General features: G+C 59.2%; 18 protein-coding genes. 8 read left to right on the top strand and 10 right to left on the bottom strand.

Going from position 1 to position 20,840, the window contains the following annotated elements; genetic code table 11:
* Nucleotides 1-43 precede the first annotated feature (43 nt).
* The 5 genes from carA to grpE all read right to left on the bottom strand — a co-directional run bounded on the left by carA (nt 44) and on the right by grpE (nt 6,263).
* A complete protein-coding gene (carA, locus tag SB725_RS23255; RefSeq protein ID WP_027924454.1) occupies nt 44-1,180 on the bottom strand; it encodes a glutamine-hydrolyzing carbamoyl-phosphate synthase small subunit in 1,137 nt (378 codons plus the stop codon).
* Between the two features lie 259 nt (nt 1,181-1,439).
* Nucleotides 1,440-2,246, bottom strand: coding sequence for a 4-hydroxy-tetrahydrodipicolinate reductase (dapB, locus tag SB725_RS23250; protein WP_027924453.1), 807 nt, complete (start codon nt 2,244-2,246; stop codon nt 1,440-1,442).
* Between the two features lie 9 nt (nt 2,247-2,255).
* On the bottom strand, nt 2,256-3,380 hold the full coding sequence (gene dnaJ / locus SB725_RS23245) for a molecular chaperone DnaJ (protein WP_027924452.1): 1,125 nt from the start codon (nt 3,378-3,380) through the stop codon (nt 2,256-2,258).
* 297 nt (nt 3,381-3,677) lie between these two features.
* Nucleotides 3,678-5,594, bottom strand: a complete 1,917-nt coding sequence (gene dnaK, locus SB725_RS23240; protein ID WP_027924451.1) for a molecular chaperone DnaK — start codon at nt 5,592-5,594, stop codon at nt 3,678-3,680.
* Nucleotides 5,595-5,696: 102 nt separating this feature from the next.
* On the bottom strand, nt 5,697-6,263 hold the full coding sequence (gene grpE / locus SB725_RS23235) for a nucleotide exchange factor GrpE (protein WP_027924450.1): 567 nt from the start codon (nt 6,261-6,263) through the stop codon (nt 5,697-5,699).
* A 240-nt stretch (nt 6,264-6,503) separates the two neighbouring features.
* Between grpE and recN the strand changes: the two genes are divergently transcribed.
* Nucleotides 6,504-8,177, top strand: a complete 1,674-nt coding sequence (gene recN / locus SB725_RS23230; protein ID WP_059181640.1) for a DNA repair protein RecN — start codon at nt 6,504-6,506, stop codon at nt 8,175-8,177.
* 75 nt (nt 8,178-8,252) lie between these two features.
* Here the strand turns inward: recN and fur are convergent, their stop codons facing one another.
* Complete coding sequence (gene fur / locus SB725_RS23225; protein ID WP_003197684.1) at nt 8,253-8,657, bottom strand: ferric iron uptake transcriptional regulator; 405 nt, start codon at nt 8,655-8,657, stop codon at nt 8,253-8,255.
* Nucleotides 8,658-8,754: 97 nt separating this feature from the next.
* Between fur and SB725_RS23220 the strand changes: the two genes are divergently transcribed.
* On the top strand, nt 8,755-9,282 hold the full coding sequence (locus SB725_RS23220) for an outer membrane protein assembly factor BamE (protein ID WP_027924448.1): 528 nt from the start codon (nt 8,755-8,757) through the stop codon (nt 9,280-9,282).
* Between the two features lie 60 nt (nt 9,283-9,342).
* Here SB725_RS23220 and SB725_RS23215 read toward each other — a convergent pair whose 3' ends face one another.
* The 3 genes from SB725_RS23215 to SB725_RS23205 are packed head-to-tail and all read right to left on the bottom strand — an operon-like array spanning nt 9,343 to nt 11,495.
* On the bottom strand, nt 9,343-9,657 hold the full coding sequence (locus SB725_RS23215) for an RnfH family protein (RefSeq protein ID WP_027924447.1): 315 nt from the start codon (nt 9,655-9,657) through the stop codon (nt 9,343-9,345).
* Nucleotides 9,650-10,084 carry a type II toxin-antitoxin system RatA family toxin gene (locus SB725_RS23210; RefSeq protein ID WP_027924446.1) on the bottom strand — a complete coding sequence of 145 codons (435 nt, stop codon included), beginning with the start codon at nt 10,082-10,084 and terminating at the stop codon, nt 9,650-9,652. Before SB725_RS23210 ends, SB725_RS23215 begins: the two co-directional genes overlap by 8 nt.
* A gap of 7 nt (nt 10,085-10,091) precedes the next feature.
* The gene (locus SB725_RS23205) at nt 10,092-11,495 is read right to left on the bottom strand and encodes a sodium-dependent transporter (RefSeq protein WP_027924445.1); all 1,404 of its coding nucleotides are present in this window, start codon (nt 11,493-11,495) and stop codon (nt 10,092-10,094) included.
* Nucleotides 11,496-11,613: 118 nt separating this feature from the next.
* On the opposite strand from SB725_RS23205, the gene smpB reads away from it, so the two are divergent.
* Nucleotides 11,614-12,096, top strand: coding sequence for an SsrA-binding protein SmpB (gene smpB / locus SB725_RS23200; RefSeq protein ID WP_027924444.1), 483 nt, complete (start codon nt 11,614-11,616; stop codon nt 12,094-12,096).
* A gap of 51 nt (nt 12,097-12,147) precedes the next feature.
* On the opposite strand, the gene SB725_RS23195 is transcribed toward smpB, so the two are convergent.
* On the bottom strand, nt 12,148-12,915 hold the full coding sequence (locus SB725_RS23195; protein ID WP_027924443.1) for a GntR family transcriptional regulator: 768 nt from the start codon (nt 12,913-12,915) through the stop codon (nt 12,148-12,150).
* A gap of 263 nt (nt 12,916-13,178) precedes the next feature.
* On the opposite strand from SB725_RS23195, the gene SB725_RS23190 reads away from it, so the two are divergent.
* The 5 genes from SB725_RS23190 (at nt 13,179) to SB725_RS23170 (ending at nt 20,779) form a co-directional block, all read left to right on the top strand.
* Nucleotides 13,179-14,873, top strand: a complete 1,695-nt coding sequence (locus SB725_RS23190; RefSeq protein ID WP_027924442.1) for a lactate permease LctP family transporter — start codon at nt 13,179-13,181, stop codon at nt 14,871-14,873.
* Between the two features lie 152 nt (nt 14,874-15,025).
* On the top strand, nt 15,026-15,850 hold the full coding sequence (locus tag SB725_RS23185) for a (Fe-S)-binding protein (protein WP_027924441.1): 825 nt from the start codon (nt 15,026-15,028) through the stop codon (nt 15,848-15,850).
* Complete coding sequence (locus SB725_RS23180) at nt 15,847-17,301, top strand: LutB/LldF family L-lactate oxidation iron-sulfur protein (protein ID WP_027924440.1); 1,455 nt, start codon at nt 15,847-15,849, stop codon at nt 17,299-17,301. The genes SB725_RS23185 and SB725_RS23180 overlap by 4 nt, the downstream gene beginning before the upstream one ends.
* Nucleotides 17,301-17,972 (top strand): lactate utilization protein C, encoded by a 672-nt coding sequence (locus SB725_RS23175; RefSeq protein ID WP_027924439.1) that lies wholly within the window; start codon nt 17,301-17,303, stop codon nt 17,970-17,972. Before SB725_RS23180 ends, SB725_RS23175 begins: the two co-directional genes overlap by 1 nt.
* Nucleotides 17,969-20,779, top strand: a complete 2,811-nt coding sequence (locus tag SB725_RS23170) for an FAD-binding and (Fe-S)-binding domain-containing protein (protein WP_410922636.1) — start codon at nt 17,969-17,971, stop codon at nt 20,777-20,779. Before SB725_RS23175 ends, SB725_RS23170 begins: the two co-directional genes overlap by 4 nt.
* The last annotated feature ends 61 nt before the right edge of the window (nt 20,780-20,840 follow it).

Below are 20,840 nucleotides of genomic sequence, written 5' to 3'. Positions count from 1 at the left end.
GTGTCGGGACCGCCCTCAAACCTTGCACCATCAAGGCGAGCGATCAGCGTCGCTTGGCCATCTCGTTGATGAAGCGATCGAACAATGGCGCTACGTCGTTCGGGCCAGGGCTGGCTTCCGGGTGACCCTGGAAGCTGAAGGCGCTCTTGTCAGTACGCTCGATGCCTTGCAGGGTGCCGTCGAACAGCGATTTGTGGGTCGCGCGAACGTTGGCCGGCAGGGTCGCTTCGTCTACGGCAAAACCGTGGTTCTGGCTGGTGATCATCACCACACCGCTGTCCAGATCCTGGACCGGGTGGTTGGCACCGTGGTGGCCATGGCCCATTTTCAGGGTTTTGGCGCCGGAGGCCAGAGCCAGCAGTTGGTGACCGAGGCAGATGCCGAACACCGGGATCTCGGTTTCGAGCACGTCCTTGATCGCCTGGATCGCGTAGTCGCATGGCTCCGGATCACCAGGGCCGTTGGACAGGAACACGCCGTCCGGCTTCATTGCCAGCACATCGGCAGCAGGCGTTTGTGCAGGTACCACGGTCACGCGGCAACCGCGCGCGACCAGCATGCGCAGGATGTTCAGCTTGACGCCGTAGTCGTAGGCGACCACGTGGTACGGCAGCTCGGCAGCGTCGATGGTTGCGTGGCTGTCGGTTTTCAGATCCCAGACAGTCGAGCGCCATTCGTACTGCTCTTTGGTGCTGACGACTTTTGCCAGGTCCATGCCTTTCAGGCCAGGGAAACCCTGTGCGGCGGCGATGGCGGCGGCTTCAGAAATGTTGTCACCGGCCATGATGCAGCCGTTCTGTGCGCCTTTCTCACGCAGAATGCGCGTCAGGCGGCGGGTGTCGATACCGGCGATAGCCACAACGTTGTTGGCTTTCAGGTAGTCAGACAGGGACATCGTGTTACGCCAGTTGCTCGCAACCAGTGGCAGGTCACGAATGACCAGGCCAGCAGACCAGACGCGGTCAGACTCGGCATCTTCCGGCGTGGTGCCGGTGTTGCCGATGTGCGGGTAGGTCAGGGTAACGATCTGTTGGGCGTAGGAAGGATCGGTAAGGATTTCCTGATAGCCGGTCATTGCGGTGTTAAACACCACCTCACCAACGGTTTGACCGTCGGCTCCAATGGCTTCGCCGCGAAAAATGCTGCCATCAGCAAGGGCGAGTATGGCTGGCTTAGTCAAGAAGACCTCCCGTAAATAAAGCCTGAAAGGGCGATCGCAGGTTGTAAAAAAGCGGAGTGACGTATGGACACGTCACCCCGCTTCTTCACCGAATAATTCTGCGCGCTTTTAGTGGACACACTAAAGCTGTAGCTTACAGAAAAAGGCCTTTTTGGTCTACCGCCAATGAGCCCGAAAGGCTGGAGAATGCGACAGGACGTCGCTTGGCAGTGTAAAACCGGGCTCAAACGCTGGGTCTGAGCCCGATTTCGGGTGCATCTTAACGCAAATCAAGCACGTCTTGCATGTCGTAAAGACCCGGCTCACGACCATCGAGCCACAACGCAGCCCGCACCGCCCCCTTGGCGAAGGTCATGCGGCTGGACGCTTTATGGGTGATTTCCAGACGCTCACCTTCGCAGGCGAACAGCACCGTGTGATCACCGACCACATCACCGCCACGAACCGTGGCAAAGCCGATCGTTTCACGCTCACGCGCGCCGGTATGCCCTTCGCGACCATAGACCGCAACCTTCTGCAGATCACGATCCAGGGCACTGGCAATCACTTCACCCATGCGCAACGCGGTGCCTGAAGGCGCATCAATCTTGTGCCGGTGATGCGCTTCGATGATTTCAATGTCCGCGTCATCACCCAGCACGCGCGCCGCCATGTCGAGCAACTTCAGCGACAGGTTGACACCGACACTGAAATTGGCCGCGAACACGATAGGAATGTCTTTGCCCGCTTCGGCCAGCAACTGCTTCTGCGCAGCCTCCAGCCCCGTCGTGCCGATGACCATGGCTTTGCCGGCCTTGCGGCAGAACGCGAGGTTTTTCAGCATGACTTCCGGCAGCGTAAAGTCGATCAACACATCGAACTCATCAGCGACCGACTCCAGATTGCCGGACAACGGCACGCCGATGCGGCCCAGCGAGGCCAGCTCGCCAGCATCCACACCAATCAGTGTGCTGCCGGGGCGCACGATGGCCGCCGTCAGACCGGTCAGCGGCGCGCGCTGCTGCACGGCCTCGACCAGAATCTTGCCCATGCGCCCGGCAGCGCCCATCACAGCTATACGTCGCATGCCGACTCCTTACAAATCGCCGAAGAAGCGCTTCACGCCTTCAAACCAACCGGTGGTTTTCGGCGAATGGCTGTTGTCGTCCGCCAAAGAGCTGCGGAATTCTTCCAGCAGTTCACGCTGACGACGACCCAGGTTGACCGGGGTTTCAACCGCCACGCGGCACATCAGGTCACCGGCACCGCCGCCACGCACTGGCGCAACGCCTTTGCCGCGAACGCGGAACTGCTTGCCGGTCTGGGTCCCCTCAGGGATTTTCAGTTTGACTCGACCATCAAGGGTCGGAATCTCCAGCTCTCCGCCCAACGCCGCATCGACAAAACTGATCGGCACTTCGCAGAACAGGTGCTTGCCGTCACGCTGGAAGATCGCGTGCTCGCGCACATTGATAACCACGTACAGGTCGCCCGTCGGGCCACCCTGAGCGCCCGCCTCGCCTTCGCCAGACAGGCGAATGCGGTCACCGGTATCGACACCGGCCGGCACTTTGACGGAAAGGGTTTTGTACTCTTCGACGCGGCCTTCGCCGTTGCAGGAGTTGCACGGGTCGGAAATGATCTTGCCTTGGCCATGGCAACGCGGGCAGGTTTGCTGCACCGAGAAGAAGCCTTGCTGCATACGGACCTGGCCGATACCGCCGCACGTCGGGCAAGTGACTGGCGAGGAGCCTTTCTTGGCACCCGAACCCTCGCACGGCTTGCAGTTAACCAGCGTCGGAACACGGATATTCACGGTGGTACCGCGCACCGCTTCTTCCAGGTTCAGTTCCAGGGTGTAACGCAGGTCGCTGCCGCGCTGGGCGCCGCCACGGGAACCGCCGCGACCACCACCGAAGAAGTCACTGAAGACATCGCCAAAGATGTCGGAGAAGTTCTGACCGCCAAAACCGGCACCGCCGCCGCCCATGCTTGGGTCGACACCGGCATGACCGTATTGGTCGTAGGCCGCGCGCTTGCTGGAGTCGGACAGTACTTCGTAGGCCTCGTTGGCCTCCTTGAACATCTCTTCCGACGTTTTGTCATCGGGATTACGGTCCGGGTGATGCTTCATCGCCAGGCGGCGGTAGGCCTTCTTCAGGTCTGCTTCGCTTGAGCCACGCTCAACACCCAATACTTCGTAATAGTCACGCTTTGCCATATGTCTTTGCACTCTTGAGGACGTTCGGCAAACCTCTCCTGAGCCTTGCCAAACTCGTTGAGCCCCAATACAGGCCCGGACCCAACTCACGTCAATTCAACGATCCTGGTCTTTGATTCATTGCGGTACTTTCGGCTCGAAAAGCAGGAGCATTCCCGGCCATACCAACAACACACGAGCGTTGTCGCATGCTGTAAAAATTCGCGTATTCCAGACACGCCAACGCGGGAGCAAGCTCCCGCGCGGCGACATCCTACCAGTCACCGCCTAAAGGCAGTCAACCGGGCGACCAACAACTTACTTGTGGTCTTTGACTTCTTCGAACTCGGCATCGACAACGTCGTCAGCCTTTTCAGCTTTTTCGTCTTGCGGTGCCGCGCCTTCAGCAGGCTGGGCCTGTTCGGCGTACATCTTCTGCGCCACTGGAGCAGAGACTTTCGACAGCTCTTCAACTTTGGCTTCAATTGCAGCTTTGTCGTCGCCTTTGACGGCGGCTTCCAGAGCAACAACAGCGGCTTCGATTGCAGTCTTCTCTTCGGCAGTCACTTTATCGCCAGCGTCAGCGACCATTTTGCGCGTCGAGTGAACCAGTGCATCACCCTGGTTGCGAGCGGTCGCCAGTTCTTCGAACTGACGGTCTGCGTCGGCGTTGGTTTCAGCATCGCGAATCATCTGCTGAATTTCTTCCTCGGACAGACCGGAGTTGGCCTTGATCACGATCGACTGAGTCTTGCCGGTGGCCTTGTCTTTGGCGCCTACGTGCAGAATGCCGTTGGCGTCGATGTCGAAGGTCACTTCAATTTGTGGCACGCCACGTGGTGCTGGCGGAATCTCGGCCAGGTCGAACTTGCCCAAGGACTTGTTCTGGGCCGCTTGCTTACGCTCACCTTGCAGCACGTGAATGGTCACAGCGCCCTGGTTGTCATCGGCAGTCGAGAATACTTGCGATTTCTTGGTAGGAATCGTGGTGTTTTTCTCGATCAGCGCGGTCATCACGCCACCCATGGTTTCGATACCCAGGGTCAGCGGGCTAACGTCCAGCAGCAGAACGTCTTTAACGTCGCCAGCCAATACCGCGCCCTGGATAGCAGCACCCATGGCCACCGCTTCGTCCGGGTTCACGTCTTTACGAGCTTCTTTACCGAAGAACTCGGTTACCAGCTTCTGAACCAGTGGCATACGGGTCTGACCGCCGACCAGGATCACGTCGTTGATCGCGCCAACGTCAATACCGGAGTCTTTCAGCGCGATGCGGCAAGGTTCGATGGTGCGCTGAACCAGGTCTTCAACCAGTGCTTCCAACTTGGCGCGAGAAATCTTCACGTTCAAGTGCTTCGGACCGGTGGCGTCTGCAGTGATGTACGGCAGGTTCACGTCGGTCGACAGCGCGGAGGACAGCTCGATCTTGGCTTTTTCAGCGGCTTCTTTCAGGCGCTGCATCGCCAGCGGGTCACCTTTGAGGTTCATGCCGCTTTCTTTCTTGAATTCGTCGACGAGGTAGTCGATCAGACGAATGTCAAAGTCTTCACCACCCAGGAACGTGTCGCCGTTGGTGGCCAATACTTCGAACTGGTGCTCGCCATCAACTTCAGCGATCTCGATCACGGAAACGTCGAAAGTACCGCCGCCCAAGTCGTAAACGATCACGGTGTGATCGCCTTTCGCCTTGTCCATACCGTAAGCCAGAGCGGCTGCGGTGGGTTCGTTGATGATACGTTTTACGTCCAGGCCCGCGATGCGGCCGGCGTCTTTGGTGGCTTGACGCTGGCTGTCGTTGAAGTAGGCCGGAACGGTGATCACCGCTTCAGTCACTGGCTCGCCGAGGTAGTCTTCGGCGGTCTTCTTCATTTTCTTCAGAATTTCAGCCGAGATTTGTGGCGGCGACATTTTCTGGCCGTTCACTTCTACCCACGCGTCGCCGTTGTCGGCCTTGGCGATTTTGTACGGGACCATCTTGATGTCTTTCTGTACGACTTCTTCGTCAAACTTACGACCGATCAGACGCTTCACCGCATACAGGGTGTTATGCGGATTGGTCACAGCCTGACGCTTGGCCGATTGGCCAACCAGAATTTCGCCATCGTTGGCGTAAGCGATGATCGACGGCGTAGTACGCGCGCCTTCAGCATTTTCAATAACTTTGGCTACGCCGTTTTCCAGCACGGAGACGCAGGAGTTGGTAGTCCCCAGGTCGATACCGATAATTTTGCCCATGTTCACTCTCCCGAAACTTTGGATTTGGATGCCGCAGCAGTGGTGGCTAACTGCGGTAGCACTTAAACGCTTGACTTATAAATGGGGGCCTTGCGGCCAATTTCAAGCCTGCTCGTCAATCGAAGGCGAAACTGGTGCCGGGGCTTTGCTGACCACGACCATGGCCGGGCGCAGCAGGCGACCATTGAGCTGATAGCCCTTCTGGAACACCTTGAGCACGCTATTTGGCTCGACATCAGCGCTTTCCTGCATGGCCATGGCCTGATGCTGAACAGCGTTGAACGGTTCGCCATGCGGATCGATCGCTTCCAGCTGATAGCGTTTCAGGGTGTCCTGGAACATTTTCAGGGTCAGCTCGATGCCTTCGCGCATTGGGCGGATGCTTTCGTCGTCCGGGTTGGACAACTCCAGACCACGCTCCAGGCTGTCGATGATCGGCAGCAAATCGCCTGCAAACTTTTCGAGGGCGAATTTGTGCGCTTTTTCTACATCCTGCTCAGCGCGACGGCGGACGTTCTGCAGATCGGCGGCAACACGCAAAGCCTGATCCTGCGCGCCTGCCAGTTGCTCTTCGAGCACTTGTACACGAGCCGCCAGGTCATCACCCGAAGCCGCGGAGCCCTGGTTGGCGTCTTGATTCTGCGTATCCACTGTCTGTTCGTCAGCCATAGATTTCTCCTTTCAATATCGTCCGTGAGCTCAACTCACGCTTCTGTCCCGGTATATGGGGCCGCAAAAATCAGCTTCAAGGGGCTCGTTGCGATTAACCCTACAAAAAGCGCTGCATTGCGATTACCCGACGCACCACGCATTTCGTCAGACCGAGCAAATCGAGCTAAGCGAGGGCATTGTCAGGCGCAAATAAAACACTGTATAAATAACCAGACCTAAAGCCTGGGAGCGGCCTTTATGCTGGTGCACCTGTCCGTACATAACTACGCCATCGTTGAACACCTCGATCTCGAACTCGATCGCGGGATGAGCGTGATCACCGGGGAAACCGGTGCCGGCAAGTCGATCATGCTCGACGCCCTGGGCCTGACCCTGGGTGATCGCGCCGACAGTGGAGTAGTCCGCCCCGGCGCAGACAAGGCCGACATCCTGGCGACCTTCGACCTGGTCGATATCCCGGAAGCCAGCGCCTGGCTCGCCGAGCGCGACCTTGAAAGCGATGGCCCGTGCATCCTGCGCCGGGTGATCACCGCCGAAGGCCGCTCCCGTGGCTATATCAACGGCACGCCCTGCCCGCTCGGCGACCTCAAGGCCCTGGGCGAGCTGCTGATCGATATCCACAGCCAGCATGAGCACCAATCGCTGCTCAAGACCGACACCCATCGCCGACTGCTCGATGAATACGCCGGGGCCACGGACCTTGCACGCCAAGTGCAGTTGGCCGCTCAACGGTGGCGCCAGACCCGCCAGGAACTGGAGCGCCTTTCCAACTCCGGCGACGAGCAACGCGCCCGCCATCAATTGCTCAGCTATCAGCTTGAAGAGCTGGAGAACCTTGGGCTCGGCGAAAACGAGCTGGAACAACTTGAGCAGGAACACAAGAACCTGACCAACGCCGAAACCCTGCTGGGCATCTGCCGGCAAGTGGTCGAGCAGTGCAGCGAAAGTGATTCTGGCAATGTCCTCAATGCCCTCACCGCAAGCCTCAATCGCCTCTCAAGCGTCAACAACTCGATCGGCGCCTTGGGCGAGGCCAGCAGCCTGCTGACCAGCGCACAGATTCAGGTAGAAGAAGCGGTAGGCGAACTGAACCGCTTCCTCGACAACTTCGACGCCGACCCGGCGCGCCTGCAATACCTGGAAGAACGCCTCGATGCGATCTACACCATGGCGCGCAAACACCGCATCCAGCCGACCGAGGTCGCGGAGATGCAGCAGCGACTGCTGGATGAAATCGAAACCCTGAATGCCAACGATGAATCCATCGAACGGCTGAGCGATGAACTGGCCTCTTATGCCCGTCATTATCAGGAGAAGGCGCGCGAGCTGAGTGACTTGCGCCATCAAGCGTCGAGCAGCCTGGCCAGCGCCGTTGAGCAGGAGATCCAGCGACTGGGCATGCCCGGCGGTCGTTTCACCATCGAGTTGCGCCCCAACAGCAGTGATGAGCTGCTGCCCAATGGCCTCGAACAGGTCGAACTGCTGGTGAGCGCCAACCCCGGCCAACCATTAAAAGCCTTGGCCAAAGTGGCTTCAGGCGGTGAGCTGTCGCGGATCAGCCTGGCGATTCAGGTGATCACCGCACAAACCTCTCGTGTCCCGACACTGGTATTCGACGAAGTAGACGTGGGCATTGGCGGCCCGACCGCCGAGATCGTAGGTCAGTTGTTACGGCGCCTCGGAGAGCGTGGGCAAGTGCTGACCGTCACTCACTTGCCGCAAGTAGCCGCTCAGGGTCACCAACATTTATTCGTGCACAAGGTACGGGGCGAAGAGGCGACCCACACCGCCGTCTCCAAGCTGAGCAAAAATGATCGCGTCGAAGAAGTGGCGCGGATGCTGGGCGGCATCGACCTGACCAAGGAATCCCTGGCCCACGCGAAAAAGATGGTCGTCACCGCAAAGATTTAAGATCGGCAGACAGCACGAAGGCGACCCTGGGGTCGCCTTCGTTCGTTTCGCGAATGTGAAATTCGCGCGACATGCTTACTTTTTCTTGCGTACGTACAGCACCAGATTGTGATCAACCATCTCGAAACCATACTTGTCGACGATGGCTTTCTGAAGGCGCTCGATTTCTTCGTCGAAGAATTCGATCACTTCGCTGGTCTCGACGTTGACCATATGGTCGTGATGCTTGCCGTCATCCAGTTCGAAGACCGCATGGCCTCCGTCGAAGTTGTGCCGCACCACAAGGCCAGCCGCCTCGAACTGAGTCAGTACACGGTAAACCGTGGCCAGACCGACGTCCTCACCAGCCTCCATCAGTGCCTTGTAAACATCTTCGGCACTCATGTGGCGCTGCTCGGCGGAATCGAGCATTTGCAGAATTTTGACCCGTGGAAGGGTCACTTTGAGGCCGGCTTTGCGTAGTTCGCTATTTTCAACCATGGTCAGCTTTCTCGCGATGCTGCTTCGCAGCTTCTCTTAATGCGGGTATGATCGGCGTTTACGTTGTCCCAGCCAAGATAGTGGAAGTCGCCCACCGATGCAAAACACCAAGCTCTTGCTAACCAGTTTCACCTTTGTGGGACTGCTCGCACTCGCCGGTTGTTCATTCCCCGGGGTTTACAAAATCGACATCCAGCAGGGCAATGTCGTCACGCAGGACATGATAGACCAGTTACGCCCGGGAATGACCCGCAAGCAAGTACGGTTTATCATGGGTAACCCTCTGCTGACCGACACGTTCCATGCCGATCGCTGGGATTATCTGTACAGCCTGCAACCGGGTGGCGGTGAACGCCAACAGGAACGCATCAGCGTTATCTTCAACCCAAATGACCAGCTTGTCAGCCTCTCTGGTGATTTCATGCCAGGCGTGAGCCGCGACGAAGCCATTCTCGGCAAGGACAGCGGCACGCAAGTCGCTGCACCAGCAGAAAACGCCGAGAAGCCAAAACCGGAAAAACCGGTCAAGCCAGGTTCGTTGCTGGACCAGATCCAGAAGGACGTCGACGGTGTAGAAACCGTTCCAGTCCCGACGCCAACACCGCTGGACACTTCGCCGCAATAATTTGCGACGCAATAAAAAACCCGGAATCTCCGGGTTTTTTATTGCCTGGCGTTTAGTGAATCACTGATTCCGCGCTTTGGCCTCGGCTGCCTTGGCGGCACGCAAGCGACGAACCTCCTTGGGATCCACCAGCAATGGCCGGTAAATCTCGATCCGATCACCCGCATGAACCGGATGCACATCGGGGTCGACAATGACCTTGCCGAATATACCCACCGGGCAAGTGCCCAGATCCAGCTCCGGAAACTGCGCACCTACCGCTGATTTGCGCAACGCCTCGCGCACCGACGCGCCGTCAGGCACAGCGACCGTCAGCAATACCTGACGATCAGCCGCGGCATACACCACTTCGACCTCAATCACCGACTCAACCATGAATCTGCTTGGCGCGCTGACAGAACGCGTCCACCAGCGTGTTGGCCGCCTGATTGAACAACGGCCCCAACGTCGCGCGAACAATCGGTCCGGCATAGTCGAACGACAGATCCAGACTGATTTTGCAGGCCTTATCCGTCAGCGGCTTGAACACCCAGATACCGTGCAACTGAGTGAAAGGCCCCTCTTCAAGGTTCATCTCGATCGACTGCCCGGGCACCAACGTGTTCCGAGTAACGAAATGCTGGCTCAAACCGCCTTTGGCCACCCCGACGCTGGCGCGCATGTGCTCCGGCGAGCTTTCCAAGACTTCGGCTGCCGAACACCACGGCAAAAACTCGGGATAACGCGCTACGTCGTTGACCAGGTCATACAGCGCCTGCGCCGGGTACGGCAGCAGGGCCGAGCGTTGAATATGCGTCGTCATGTCAGCGTCACTTCCACAGCTGGGCGGCAAACACTACAAGAATGCCGATGGGCGCCACATAGCGCATCAAGAACAGGGACAGGCCAAACAGTATCGGGCTGCGGATCGACAACTCGTCGCGCACCGCTTCACGCCCCATGATCCAGCCTGCAAACACCACGAAACACAAACCGCCGAGTGGCAACATGATCCGCGAGGTGAAAAAGTCGATCACACCAAAGAAGTCCAGGCCGCCGGCCGCGCCCCATTGGTAGAGGTGGAACATTCCGCCTTCGTTCACGAAAAACTTGGCTTGCTTCCAGATATTGAAGGAAAACACGGTGCCCAGACCAACGAACCAGCAGGTAAACGCCAGCCAGAACGTGACCCAGGCGCGGCTGACCTTGGTGCGTTCAACCAGATACGCGACCATCGGCTCGAGCAGCGAAATCGCCGAACTCCAGGCTGCAACCGCGACCAGCACGAAGAACACTACGCCCATCAACTGGCCAAACACTACGTTACCAAAGGCAAAAGGCAGGCTGACGAACATCAGACCAGGGCCTTCGCTCGGGTTCAGGCCCGCAGCGAACACAATCGGAAACAATGCCAGACCGGCCACCAGCGAAACGAACGTATCGAGCAGTGCCACGCCAACCACGGTGCCGGAAATCGACGAGTTCTTCGGCATATAAGCGCCGTAGATCATGATTGAACCAACGCCCACGCTCAGCGAGAAGAACGCATGGCCCATGGCGGGCAGCAAGCCGTCGAGGACTTTTTCCGGGTGGAAGTCGAACATGAAATGCACGCCCTCCATGAAATGCCCGGTGGTCATGCTGTAACCCAGCAGCACTATGATCATCACAAACAGCAGCGGCATCATGATCCGCAAGCTGCGCTCAAGCCCGGCGACCACGCCTTTGGCGATCACCACGGCAGACAGCAGCATGAAAATCGTGTGCCAAAGTGTCAGGCGCCACGGGTCGGCGATCACATTACCGAAGTACGCGCCGACTTGGTCAGGCGTCACACCCTGGAAGTCACCACGGCCCATGTCGATGATGTAATCCAGCGACCAGCCGCCGACCACACTATAGAAAGACAGGATCAGCAACGCCGTGATCATCCCGGCGAAGGCGCCCCAGGACCACTTGCCCGAATGCCCCGCCTCCAGCGCCAGCACCTTCAAGGCATTGGCCGGACTTTGCCGGGCACGACGGCCGATCAGGGTTTCGGCCAGCATGACCGGTACGCCGATCAGCGCGATACAGGCCAGGAACATCAGCACGAAAGCGCCGCCGCCGTAGACGCCAACCATGTACGGGAATTTCCAGATACTACCCAGGCCCACGGCCGAACCGGTCGCGGCGAGTATGAAGACCCAGCGGCTAGCCCAACTGCCGTGGACAGAAACCTTGTCTGTCGACATCGTTATCACGCCCAAGCGTTCAAAAAAGAGGCCGCATTGTCCGGGATTCAATCAACCTGCTCAAGCACGTAGCGATACCGTAGCCGACTTGCTTGCAACTCCCTATAATGCCGCCCCTATGGCTAAACAGAAGAAACACCCAACAGGGACCATCGCGCAAAACAAAAAGGCGCGACACGATTACTTCATCGAGCATAAGTTCGAGGCTGGTCTGGTCCTGGCCGGCTGGGAAGTAAAAAGTCTGCGGGCAAGCAAGCTGCAACTGGTCGACAGTTACGTGCTGCTCAAGGATGGCGAAGCCTGGCTGCTTGGCAGCCACATCACGCCGCTGATGACGGCCAGCACGCACGTCATCGCTGATCCGACCCGTACCCGCAAATTGCTGCTCAACCGCCGCGAGCTGGAAAAGCTGGCGGCCGCGGTGCAGCAAAAAGGCTATGCCTGCGTGTGCCTGTCCTGGTACTGGAGCAAGCACATGGTCAAGTGCGAGATCGCACTGGGCAAGGGCAAGAAGGAATACGACAAGCGTGATACCGAACGCGAACGCGACGCCGGTCGTGAACTGGCCCGTGCGGTGCGCAACAAGGGCAAGGAAGATTAACTTCCTACCCTGATCATTCCCACGCTCTGCGTGGGAATGATCGTTTGCTGACTACATCCCCTTGCGCCGCTCCGCCCGAGCCATGCGCTGCACTTCCTGACGCACCTCTTCCAGCACTTCCTGCACATACAAAATATGGCGACTGGAAACTTCCCGCGCCTGCTCCGCCCGCCCTTCGATAATCGCCATGTACAACTCCCGATGCTGCGTGATCAGCATGTCGCGGGTTTCCGTGCGCTGCTTGTACATGCCGCCAATGTTGGTCACCACGTTGCGCTTGAGCAGGTCGAACAACCCGCGAATCGTGTGCAGCAGCACCGCGTTATGACTGGCTTCCGCAATGGCCAGGTGGAAACTGGCGTCCGCCGCGCCCTCTTCGGCCCGACTCACGTCGTCATGACGCGAATAACAGTCCTGGAGCACCTCAAACGCTGCCGTCAGCCGCTCGCGATCGACATCGGTGGCGCGCAAAGCCGCGTAATAAGCGCATGACGCTTCCAGGGTATGACGAAATTCCAGCAGATCGCGCTGCGCCTCGGGGTTGTTTTCCAGCAGATGCAGCAATGGATCGCTGAAGGTCGACCCCAGCGAATCGACGACATAATTGCCACCGCCCTGACGACTGACCAGCAAGCCCTTGGCTGCCAGTTTCTGAATCGCCTCGCGCAACGAAGGGCGCGACACGCCGAACTGCTCGGCCAGTGCGCGTTCGGCCGGCAAGCGCTCACCGGACTTCAGCGTGCCTTCAAGGATCATCCCCTCGAGCCGCTCGACAATATCGTCAGACAAACGGCGCTGACGTATCTGATCAAACCCCATAACTCACTTCTCCACGATCCCGACCGCTCGCCGGGCTCTCTATTCTGGCCTATTGGCGCGGCGTCAGCACCTGCCAGGAAGACGCTCGATCAAGCCGGTCAGCGGCATTACACACGGCGTATTCGACAAAAGTTTTAGGGCGGCAAATTGACACACCGCACAGAAGGCTTTTACCCTAGCCAACAGCGATTGTAAATTGGTATTACCAATTAACCAAGAACGCTGCCCAGTGCCTGACCAACAACAATTAGGGGCCACCCCATATGCAAACCTGGCAACAGCTCTACACCCCGCTCGGCAGTCTCGGCATCTCCGCCCTCGCGGCCGTCATCCCCATCGTATTTTTCTTCCTGGCGTTGGCGGTGTTCCGCCTCAAAGGCCATGTGGCCGGCAGCATCACCTTGGCGCTGTCGATTGCCGTGGCGATCTTTGCCTTCCAGATGCCGGTCGACATGGCATTCGCCGCCGCCGGTTATGGCTTCGCCTACGGTCTGTGGCCCATTGCCTGGATCATCGTGGCGGCTGTGTTCCTGTACAAACTGACGGTCAAGAGCGGTCAGTTCGAAGTGATCCGTAGCTCGGTACTGTCGATCACCGACGACCAGCGCTTGCAGGTGTTGCTGATCGGGTTCTGCTTCGGTGCATTCCTCGAAGGCGCTGCCGGTTTCGGTGCGCCGGTGGCGATTACCGCTGCCCTGCTCGTCGGCCTGGGCTTCAATCCGCTGTACGCGGCCGGCCTGTGCCTGATCGCCAACACCGCGCCCGTCGCATTCGGCGCCTTGGGGATCCCGATCATCGTGGCCGGGCAAGTGACCGGTATCGACGCATTCAAAATCGGCGCCATGACCGGTCGCCAGCTGCCGCTGCTGTCGCTGTTCGTGCCGTTCTGGCTGGTGTTCATGATGGACGGCATGCGCGGCGTGAAGGAAACCTGGCCTGCCGCGCTGGTGGCCGGCTTGAGCTTCGCCATCACCCAATACTTCACATCCAACTTCATTGGCCCGGAACTGCCGGACATCACCTCGGCCCTGGTCAGCCTGATTTCCCTGACCCTGTTCCTGAAAGTCTGGCAGCCGAAACGCGCCGCCGGCCAACACATTGCCGGTGCCGTCTCGGCGTCCGTGGTGACCGCCAGCGTCGGTGGTTTCGGTCAGCCGCGCACCACCGTGGCCTCGCCGTATAGCCTCGGTGAAATCTTCAAAGCCTGGTCGCCATTCCTGATCCTCACCGTACTCGTCACCATCTGGACCCTGAAGCCGTTCAAGGCGATGTTCGCGGCCGGCGGTTCGATGTACAGCTGGGTGTTCAACTTCGCCATCCCGCACCTGGATCAAATGGTGATCAAGGTGGCACCGATCGTGGCGGCCCCGACGGCCATCCCGGCAGTGTTCAAGCTCGACCCGATTTCCGCGACCGGCACGGCGATTTTCTTCTCTGCGCTGATCTCGATGCTGGTGCTGAAGATCAACTTCAAAACTGGTCTGACCACTTTTAAAGAGACCTTCTACGAACTGCGCTGGCCGATCCTGTCCATCGGCATGGTGCTTGCGTTCGCCTTCGTCACCAACTACTCCGGCATGTCGTCGACCATGGCGCTGGTGTTGGCAGCGACGGGCGCAGCGTTCCCGTTCTTCTCGCCGTTCCTCGGCTGGCTGGGCGTGTTCCTGACCGGTTCCGACACCTCGTCCAACGCCCTGTTCAGTTCGTTGCAAGCGACCACCGCACACCAGATCGGTGTCAGCGATGTGTTGCTGGTGGCGGCAAACACCAGCGGCGGCGTGACCGGCAAGATGATCTCGCCACAATCGATCGCCGTGGCCTGCGCCGCAACCGGCTTGGTGGGCAAGGAATCGGATCTGTTCCGCTTCACCCTCAAGCACAGCCTATTCTTTGCAACGATAGTCGGCTTGATCACCCTGGCTCAGGCCTATTGGTTCACCGGCATGCTGGTGCATTAAGTACTACAGGTTAAAACGCAAAAACCGACGCCGGACCACGATTCCGGCGTCAGCAATTCACAACCCGGTCTGCAAGGCTGCTGAAAGCTTCCCGCTCTATATTCAGCAGCCTCAGCGGACGGATAACCGGGACTCACCCGGAGACACGCCTGATGAGCGAGCTTTTTTACAACGCTGTGCCGAACGCGACCCGCGTCGCCCCGCCACTGCCCGAGCCTCGGCAATACCCCAGCGAGAAACCGTCACGGGTGTACCTGTTCGGGACTTGCGTAGTGGACTTGTTCTACCCGGAAGCCGGGATGGACGCGATCCACTTGCTGGAACGCGAAGGCATTCGTGTCGAGTACCCACAAGGGCAAAGCTGCTGCGGACAACCCGCCTACACCTCGGGTTACACCGAGCAGGCAAGGACCGTGGCGCGTTCGCAACTGGCGCTGTTCGCCGGAGATTTTCCGGTGGTGGTGCCGTCGGGATCGTGTGCCGGGATGTTGCGCGAACACTATGCCGACTTGTTCAAGGACGAGCCGGACACGTTGAAGCAAGTCCAGGCGCTCGCCGCCCGGACGTACGAACTGGCCGAGTTCCTGCTGTTTGTCTGCAAGGTGCAGCTCAAGGACAGCGGTGAGCCGGTCAAAGTGGCGTTGCACACGTCGTGCTCGGCACGCCGGGAAATGAACACCCACCTGCACGGTCGCGAGTTATTGGCGCAACTGAGCAACGTGGAGCGGGTCAATCACGACCACGAAAGCGAATGTTGTGGCTTCGGAGGGACGTTCAGCGTCCGTATGCCAGACATTTCCGGCGCGATGGTGGCGGACAAGACCCGGTCGTTGAAGGAATCTGGCGCGCACAAGGTACTCAGTGCCGACTGCGGTTGCCTGATGAACATCAACGGCTCGCTGGAGAAACAGCAGGAAGCATTGCGCGGCCAGCACCTGGCTAGTTTCCTCTGGCAGCGAACCGGAGGTGCCCGATGAGCACTTCCACGATTATTCCGACGGTCAGCGTCGACGAAGATTTTCGTGCCCGGGCTCACAAGGCGTTGGACGACAAGCAACTGCGAAACAACTTTCGCACTGCGATGGATTCACTGATGACAAAACGGGCAGCGTCCTTCAGCGATGCCCACGAAAGAGAACATTTGCGATCGCTGGGCAATGCTGTCCGCGCCCGTGCGTTATCCAAGTTGCCCGACTTGCTCGAGCAGCTTGAACAGAACCTGACCCGCAACGGTGTGACAGTGCACTGGGCGGAAACGGTGGACGAAGCCAATGGCATCGTCCTCTCGATCATCCGCGCTCACGAGGGGCGGCAAGTGATCAAGGGCAAATCGATGGTCAGCGAAGAGATGGAGATGAATCATTTCCTCGCTGATCAGGGCATTGAATGCCTGGAATCGGACATGGGCGAGTACATCGTCCAGCTCGACCACGAGAAGCCTTCACACATTATTATGCCGGCGATCCACAAGAATGCCGGTCAGGTCGCGTCCTTGTTCCACGACAAACTTGGCGTGGAATACACAAAGGACGTTGACCAACTCATTCAGATCGGTCGCAGAGTCTTGCGGCAGAAATTCTTCGAAGCGGACATCGGCGTCTCCGGTGTCAACTTCGCCGTGGCCGAAACCGGCACCCTGTTGTTGGTGGAAAACGAAGGCAACGGGCGCATGACCACGTCGGTGCCACCGGTGCACATCGCCGTGACCGGCATCGAAAAAGTCGTGGAAAACCTGCGCGACGTGGTGCCGTTGCTGTCACTGCTGACCCGCTCGGCGCTGGGCATTCCGATCACCACCTACGTCAACATGATCTCCGGGCCGCGCAAGGCGCATGAACTCGACGGTCCTCAGGAAGTGCACCTGGTCTTGCTCGACAACGGTCGCAGCCAGGCATTTGCCGACAGCGAACTGCGCCAGACCCTGAACTGCATCCGCTGCGGCGCCTGTATGAATCATTGCCCGGTCTACACCCGAATCGGCGGCCACGCCTATGGGGAGGTTTACCCTGGGCCTATCGGAAAAATCATCACGCCGCACATGGTCGGCCTGGCGAAAGTCCCGGATCACCCCAGCGCTTCCTCCCTTTGCGGTGCGTGCGGCGAAGTCTGCCCGGTAAAAATCCCGATCCCTGCATTGCTGCGTCGCCTGCGGGAAGAGAACGTCAAAGCCCCGGACAGCCCGCATCAAGTCATGCGCGGCCAAGGCAGCAAGTATTCGCGCAAAGAACGGTTCATCTGGAATGCCTGGGCGAAGCTCAACAGTTCGCCGACGTTGTATCGGCTGTTCGGTTTCTTCGCCACACGGCTGCGCGCGCTCACGCCGAACCATATCGGCCCGTGGACGCAGAACCACAGCGCCCCCAAACCCGCCGCCCGCTCACTGCACGACATGGCCCGCGAGCATTTGGCCAAACAGGGAGACCGTTGATGAGCGCCAGACAAAACATCCTCGCCAAGTTACGGAAAAGTCTGACCGGCACTACGCCGGTGCCTGACGAGTTCGACGTCGAACTGGTGACAGCGCCCTACACCTACACCGCTGAACAACGCATTCCGCAGCTGCGCAAATTGATGGAAGCGGTGCACACCGAAATCCACCTGACATCGGGCAAAGGCTGGCCTTCGCTGCTGGCCCAGTTGTTACAGGATCGTCAGTTGCCCAGCCTGTTGATCGCGCCGACTACACCTCACGGGGAACACATCACTCAGCATTGGGCGAAAAATCCGGGGCTGCCGGCGCTCAAAGCATACGACCGCCCGATTGAAGAATGGAAAGCCGAGTTGTTCAACGAGACTCCGGCCAGCCTCACCGGCACCCTTGGCGCAATCGCGGCCACCGGTAGCCTGATTCTGTGGCCGACGCGGGAAGAGCCGCGCCTGATGAGCCTGGTGCCACCGGTGCATTTCGCCCTGCTCAAGGCCAGTGAAATTCGCGACAACTTCTATCAGGTGCAGCAGGAATTCAACTGGGCCCACGGCATGCCGACCAACGCCTTGCTGGTGTCCGGCCCGTCGAAAACCGCCGACATTGAACAGATCCTCGCCTACGGCGCGCACGGTCCGAAAGACCTTGTCGTGTTGATCCTGGAGGACCAATGAGTCTACCGGCGGCTTTCCTTAGAGATGCACAGCAACTGATCCCCCAAGCGCGACGTTTCGACGACCCGCTGTCGACATTGGCCTTCGGCACTGATGCCAGTTTCTATCGGCTGATTCCGCAACTGGTAATTCGCGTCGAGTCCGAAGACGAAGTGGTGGCGCTGCTCAAACTGGCGCAACGGGATCAGGTCCCGGTGACCTTCCGCGCCGCCGGCACCAGCCTGTCTGGCCAGGCTATCAGCGATTCGGTGCTGATCGTGTTGGGGGATAACTGGAACGGTCGCGAGATTCGTGGCCAAGGTACGCAAATCCGCCTGCAACCGGGCGTGATCGGCGCACAAGCCAACGCCTGGCTGGCCCCGTTCGGACGCAAGATCGGCCCGGACCCGGCCTCGATCAACGCCTGTAAAATTGGCGGCATCGTCGCCAACAACGCCAGCGGCATGTGTTGCGGCACGGCGCAGAATACTTATCACACGCTGGCCGGCATTCGGCTGGTGCTGGCCGATGGCAGCCGCCTCGATACCGAAGACGCGGCCAGTGTGGCGGCGTTTAGACAAAGCCACGCCCCGTTGCTTGAACGTCTGGCCACGTTGGGCCGCGAGACGCGCGCCAACGCCGAACTGGCGGCAAGAATCCGCCACAAATACCGTCTGAAAAATACCACCGGCCTGTCACTCAATGCCTTGGTGGATTTCGACGAGCCTGTGGATATCTTGAGCCACTTGCTGGTGGGCTCCGAAGGCACCCTCGGCTTTATCAGCGCGGTGACTTACGACACGGTGATCGATCACCCGAACAAAGCCTCGGCGCTGATCGTGTTCCCGGACGTGGAAACCTGCTGCAACGCCGTGACCGTACTGAAAAGCCAACCGGTGTCGGCCGTGGAACTGCTGGACCGTCGCAGCCTGCGCTCGGTACAGGACAAACCCGGCATGCCCGCTTTCGTACAACAGCTGTCGAACAATGCTTGCGCGCTGCTGATCGAATCCCGCGCCGCATCGTCCACTTTGCTGCAGGAACAACTGGCGCAGATCATGGCGTCGCTGACCTCGTTCCCCGTGGAAAAACAGGTCGACTTCACCGAAGACCCGGTGGAAAACGCCCGCCTCTGGGCGATCCGCAAAGACACCTTCCCCGCCGTCGGCGCCGTGCGCAAAACCGGCACCACGGTGATCATCGAAGACGTGACCTTCCCGGTGGAACAACTGGCCATCGGCGTCAATCGCCTGATCGAGCTGTTCGACAAACATCACTACGACGAAGCGATCCTTTTCGGACACGCACTGGAAGGCAATCTGCACTTCGTCTTCACCCAAGGCTTCAACAACCCGGAAGAAGTCGCACGCTATCAGGCGTTCATGGACGACGTGGCGCAGTTGGTGGCGGTGGAATTCGGTGGCTCGCTGAAGGCCGAACACGGCACCGGGCGCAACATGGCGCCCTTCGTCGAACTGGAATGGGGCAGCGATGCCTACCAGTTGATGTGGCAGCTCAAACGCCTGCTCGACCCCAATGGCATTCTCAATCCGGACGTGGTGCTCAGCGAAGATCCACAGATCCACCTCAAGCACCTGAAACCGTTGCCGGCCGCCGATGAGATTGTGGATAAGTGCATCGAGTGCGGTTTCTGCGAGCCGGTGTGCCCGTCGAAAGGCCTGACCCTGAGCCCGCGTCAGCGCATCGTGATCTGGCGGGATATTCAGGCGAAAAAACGCGCAGGCGTTGATACCACCGAACTCGAAGCCGCTTACGAATATCAAGGCATCGACACCTGCGCGGCCACCGGTCTTTGCGCGCAACGCTGCCCTGTTGGCATCAATACCGGCGAGCTGGTGAAAAAACTCCGCAGCCGCAACGCAACGCGTACGAAAACCGCCAACTGGCTGGAAGGTAATTTCGCCACGGCACTGCAAGGTGCGCGTTTCACCCTGCACGTTGCCAATGGCGCACGGATGCTGCTGGGAGCGCCACGCCTGGCGAAGCTGTCGGCGACGCTGACGAAGCTGTCCAAAGGGCAGGTCCCGCAGTGGACCAACGCCATGCCGCAGCCGGAAAAAGCCATTCGCTTCAGCCCGACTGTGTCGGACGAACGCCCCCGGGTGGTGTACCTGGCGGCGTGTGTGTCGCGGGTCATGGGCCCGGCGGCGGGTGATAAAGAGCAGATGTCGCTGTACGACAAAACCCGTGGACTGCTGGAAAAAGCCGGTTACCAAGTGGTCTTCCCGGACAATCAGGACAACCTCTGCTGTGGCCAGCCATTCGCCTCAAAAGGTTACGCCGAACAGGCCGAACACAAACGCCAGGAACTGATCGGCGCCTTGCTGCACGCCAGTCGCGGCGGGCTCGACCCGATTTACTGCGACACCAGCCCCTGCACGCTGCGGCTGGTTCAGGACCTGGGCGACGTTCGACTGGACCTGTACGACCCGGTGCGATTCATCCGTACGCATTTGATGGATCGCCTGGATTTCACACCGCAGGAAGCGCCGATTGCCGTACACGTCACGTGCAGTACCCAGCACCTTGGCGAGAGCCAGGCGTTGATTGATCTGGCGCGCAAGTGCAGCAAAACCGTGGTCATTCCTGAAGGGATTCACTGCTGCGGGTTCGCCGGTGACAAGGGTTTCACCACGCCGGAACTGAACGCTCATTCGCTAAGAACGCTCAAGGACGCGGTGCAGCAGTGCAGCGAGGGGATTTCCACCAGCCGCACCTGTGAGATCGGGCTGTCGCAACATGGCGGCATTGATTACCACGGGCTAGTCTATCTGGTGGACCGCGTTACCCAGGCTAGGGCGACCTGAGCAGGACCTCAAGGAAGGCGCATTCAAGCGCCTTTTTTAGTGTTTCTTGCCAGAACCGACA

The organism is Pseudomonas sp. SIMBA_041 (assembly GCF_046535095.1).
Taxonomy (GTDB): domain Bacteria; phylum Pseudomonadota; class Gammaproteobacteria; order Pseudomonadales; family Pseudomonadaceae; genus Aquipseudomonas; species Aquipseudomonas mucoides.
This window is presented reverse-complemented; position numbering and strand designations above follow the sequence as displayed.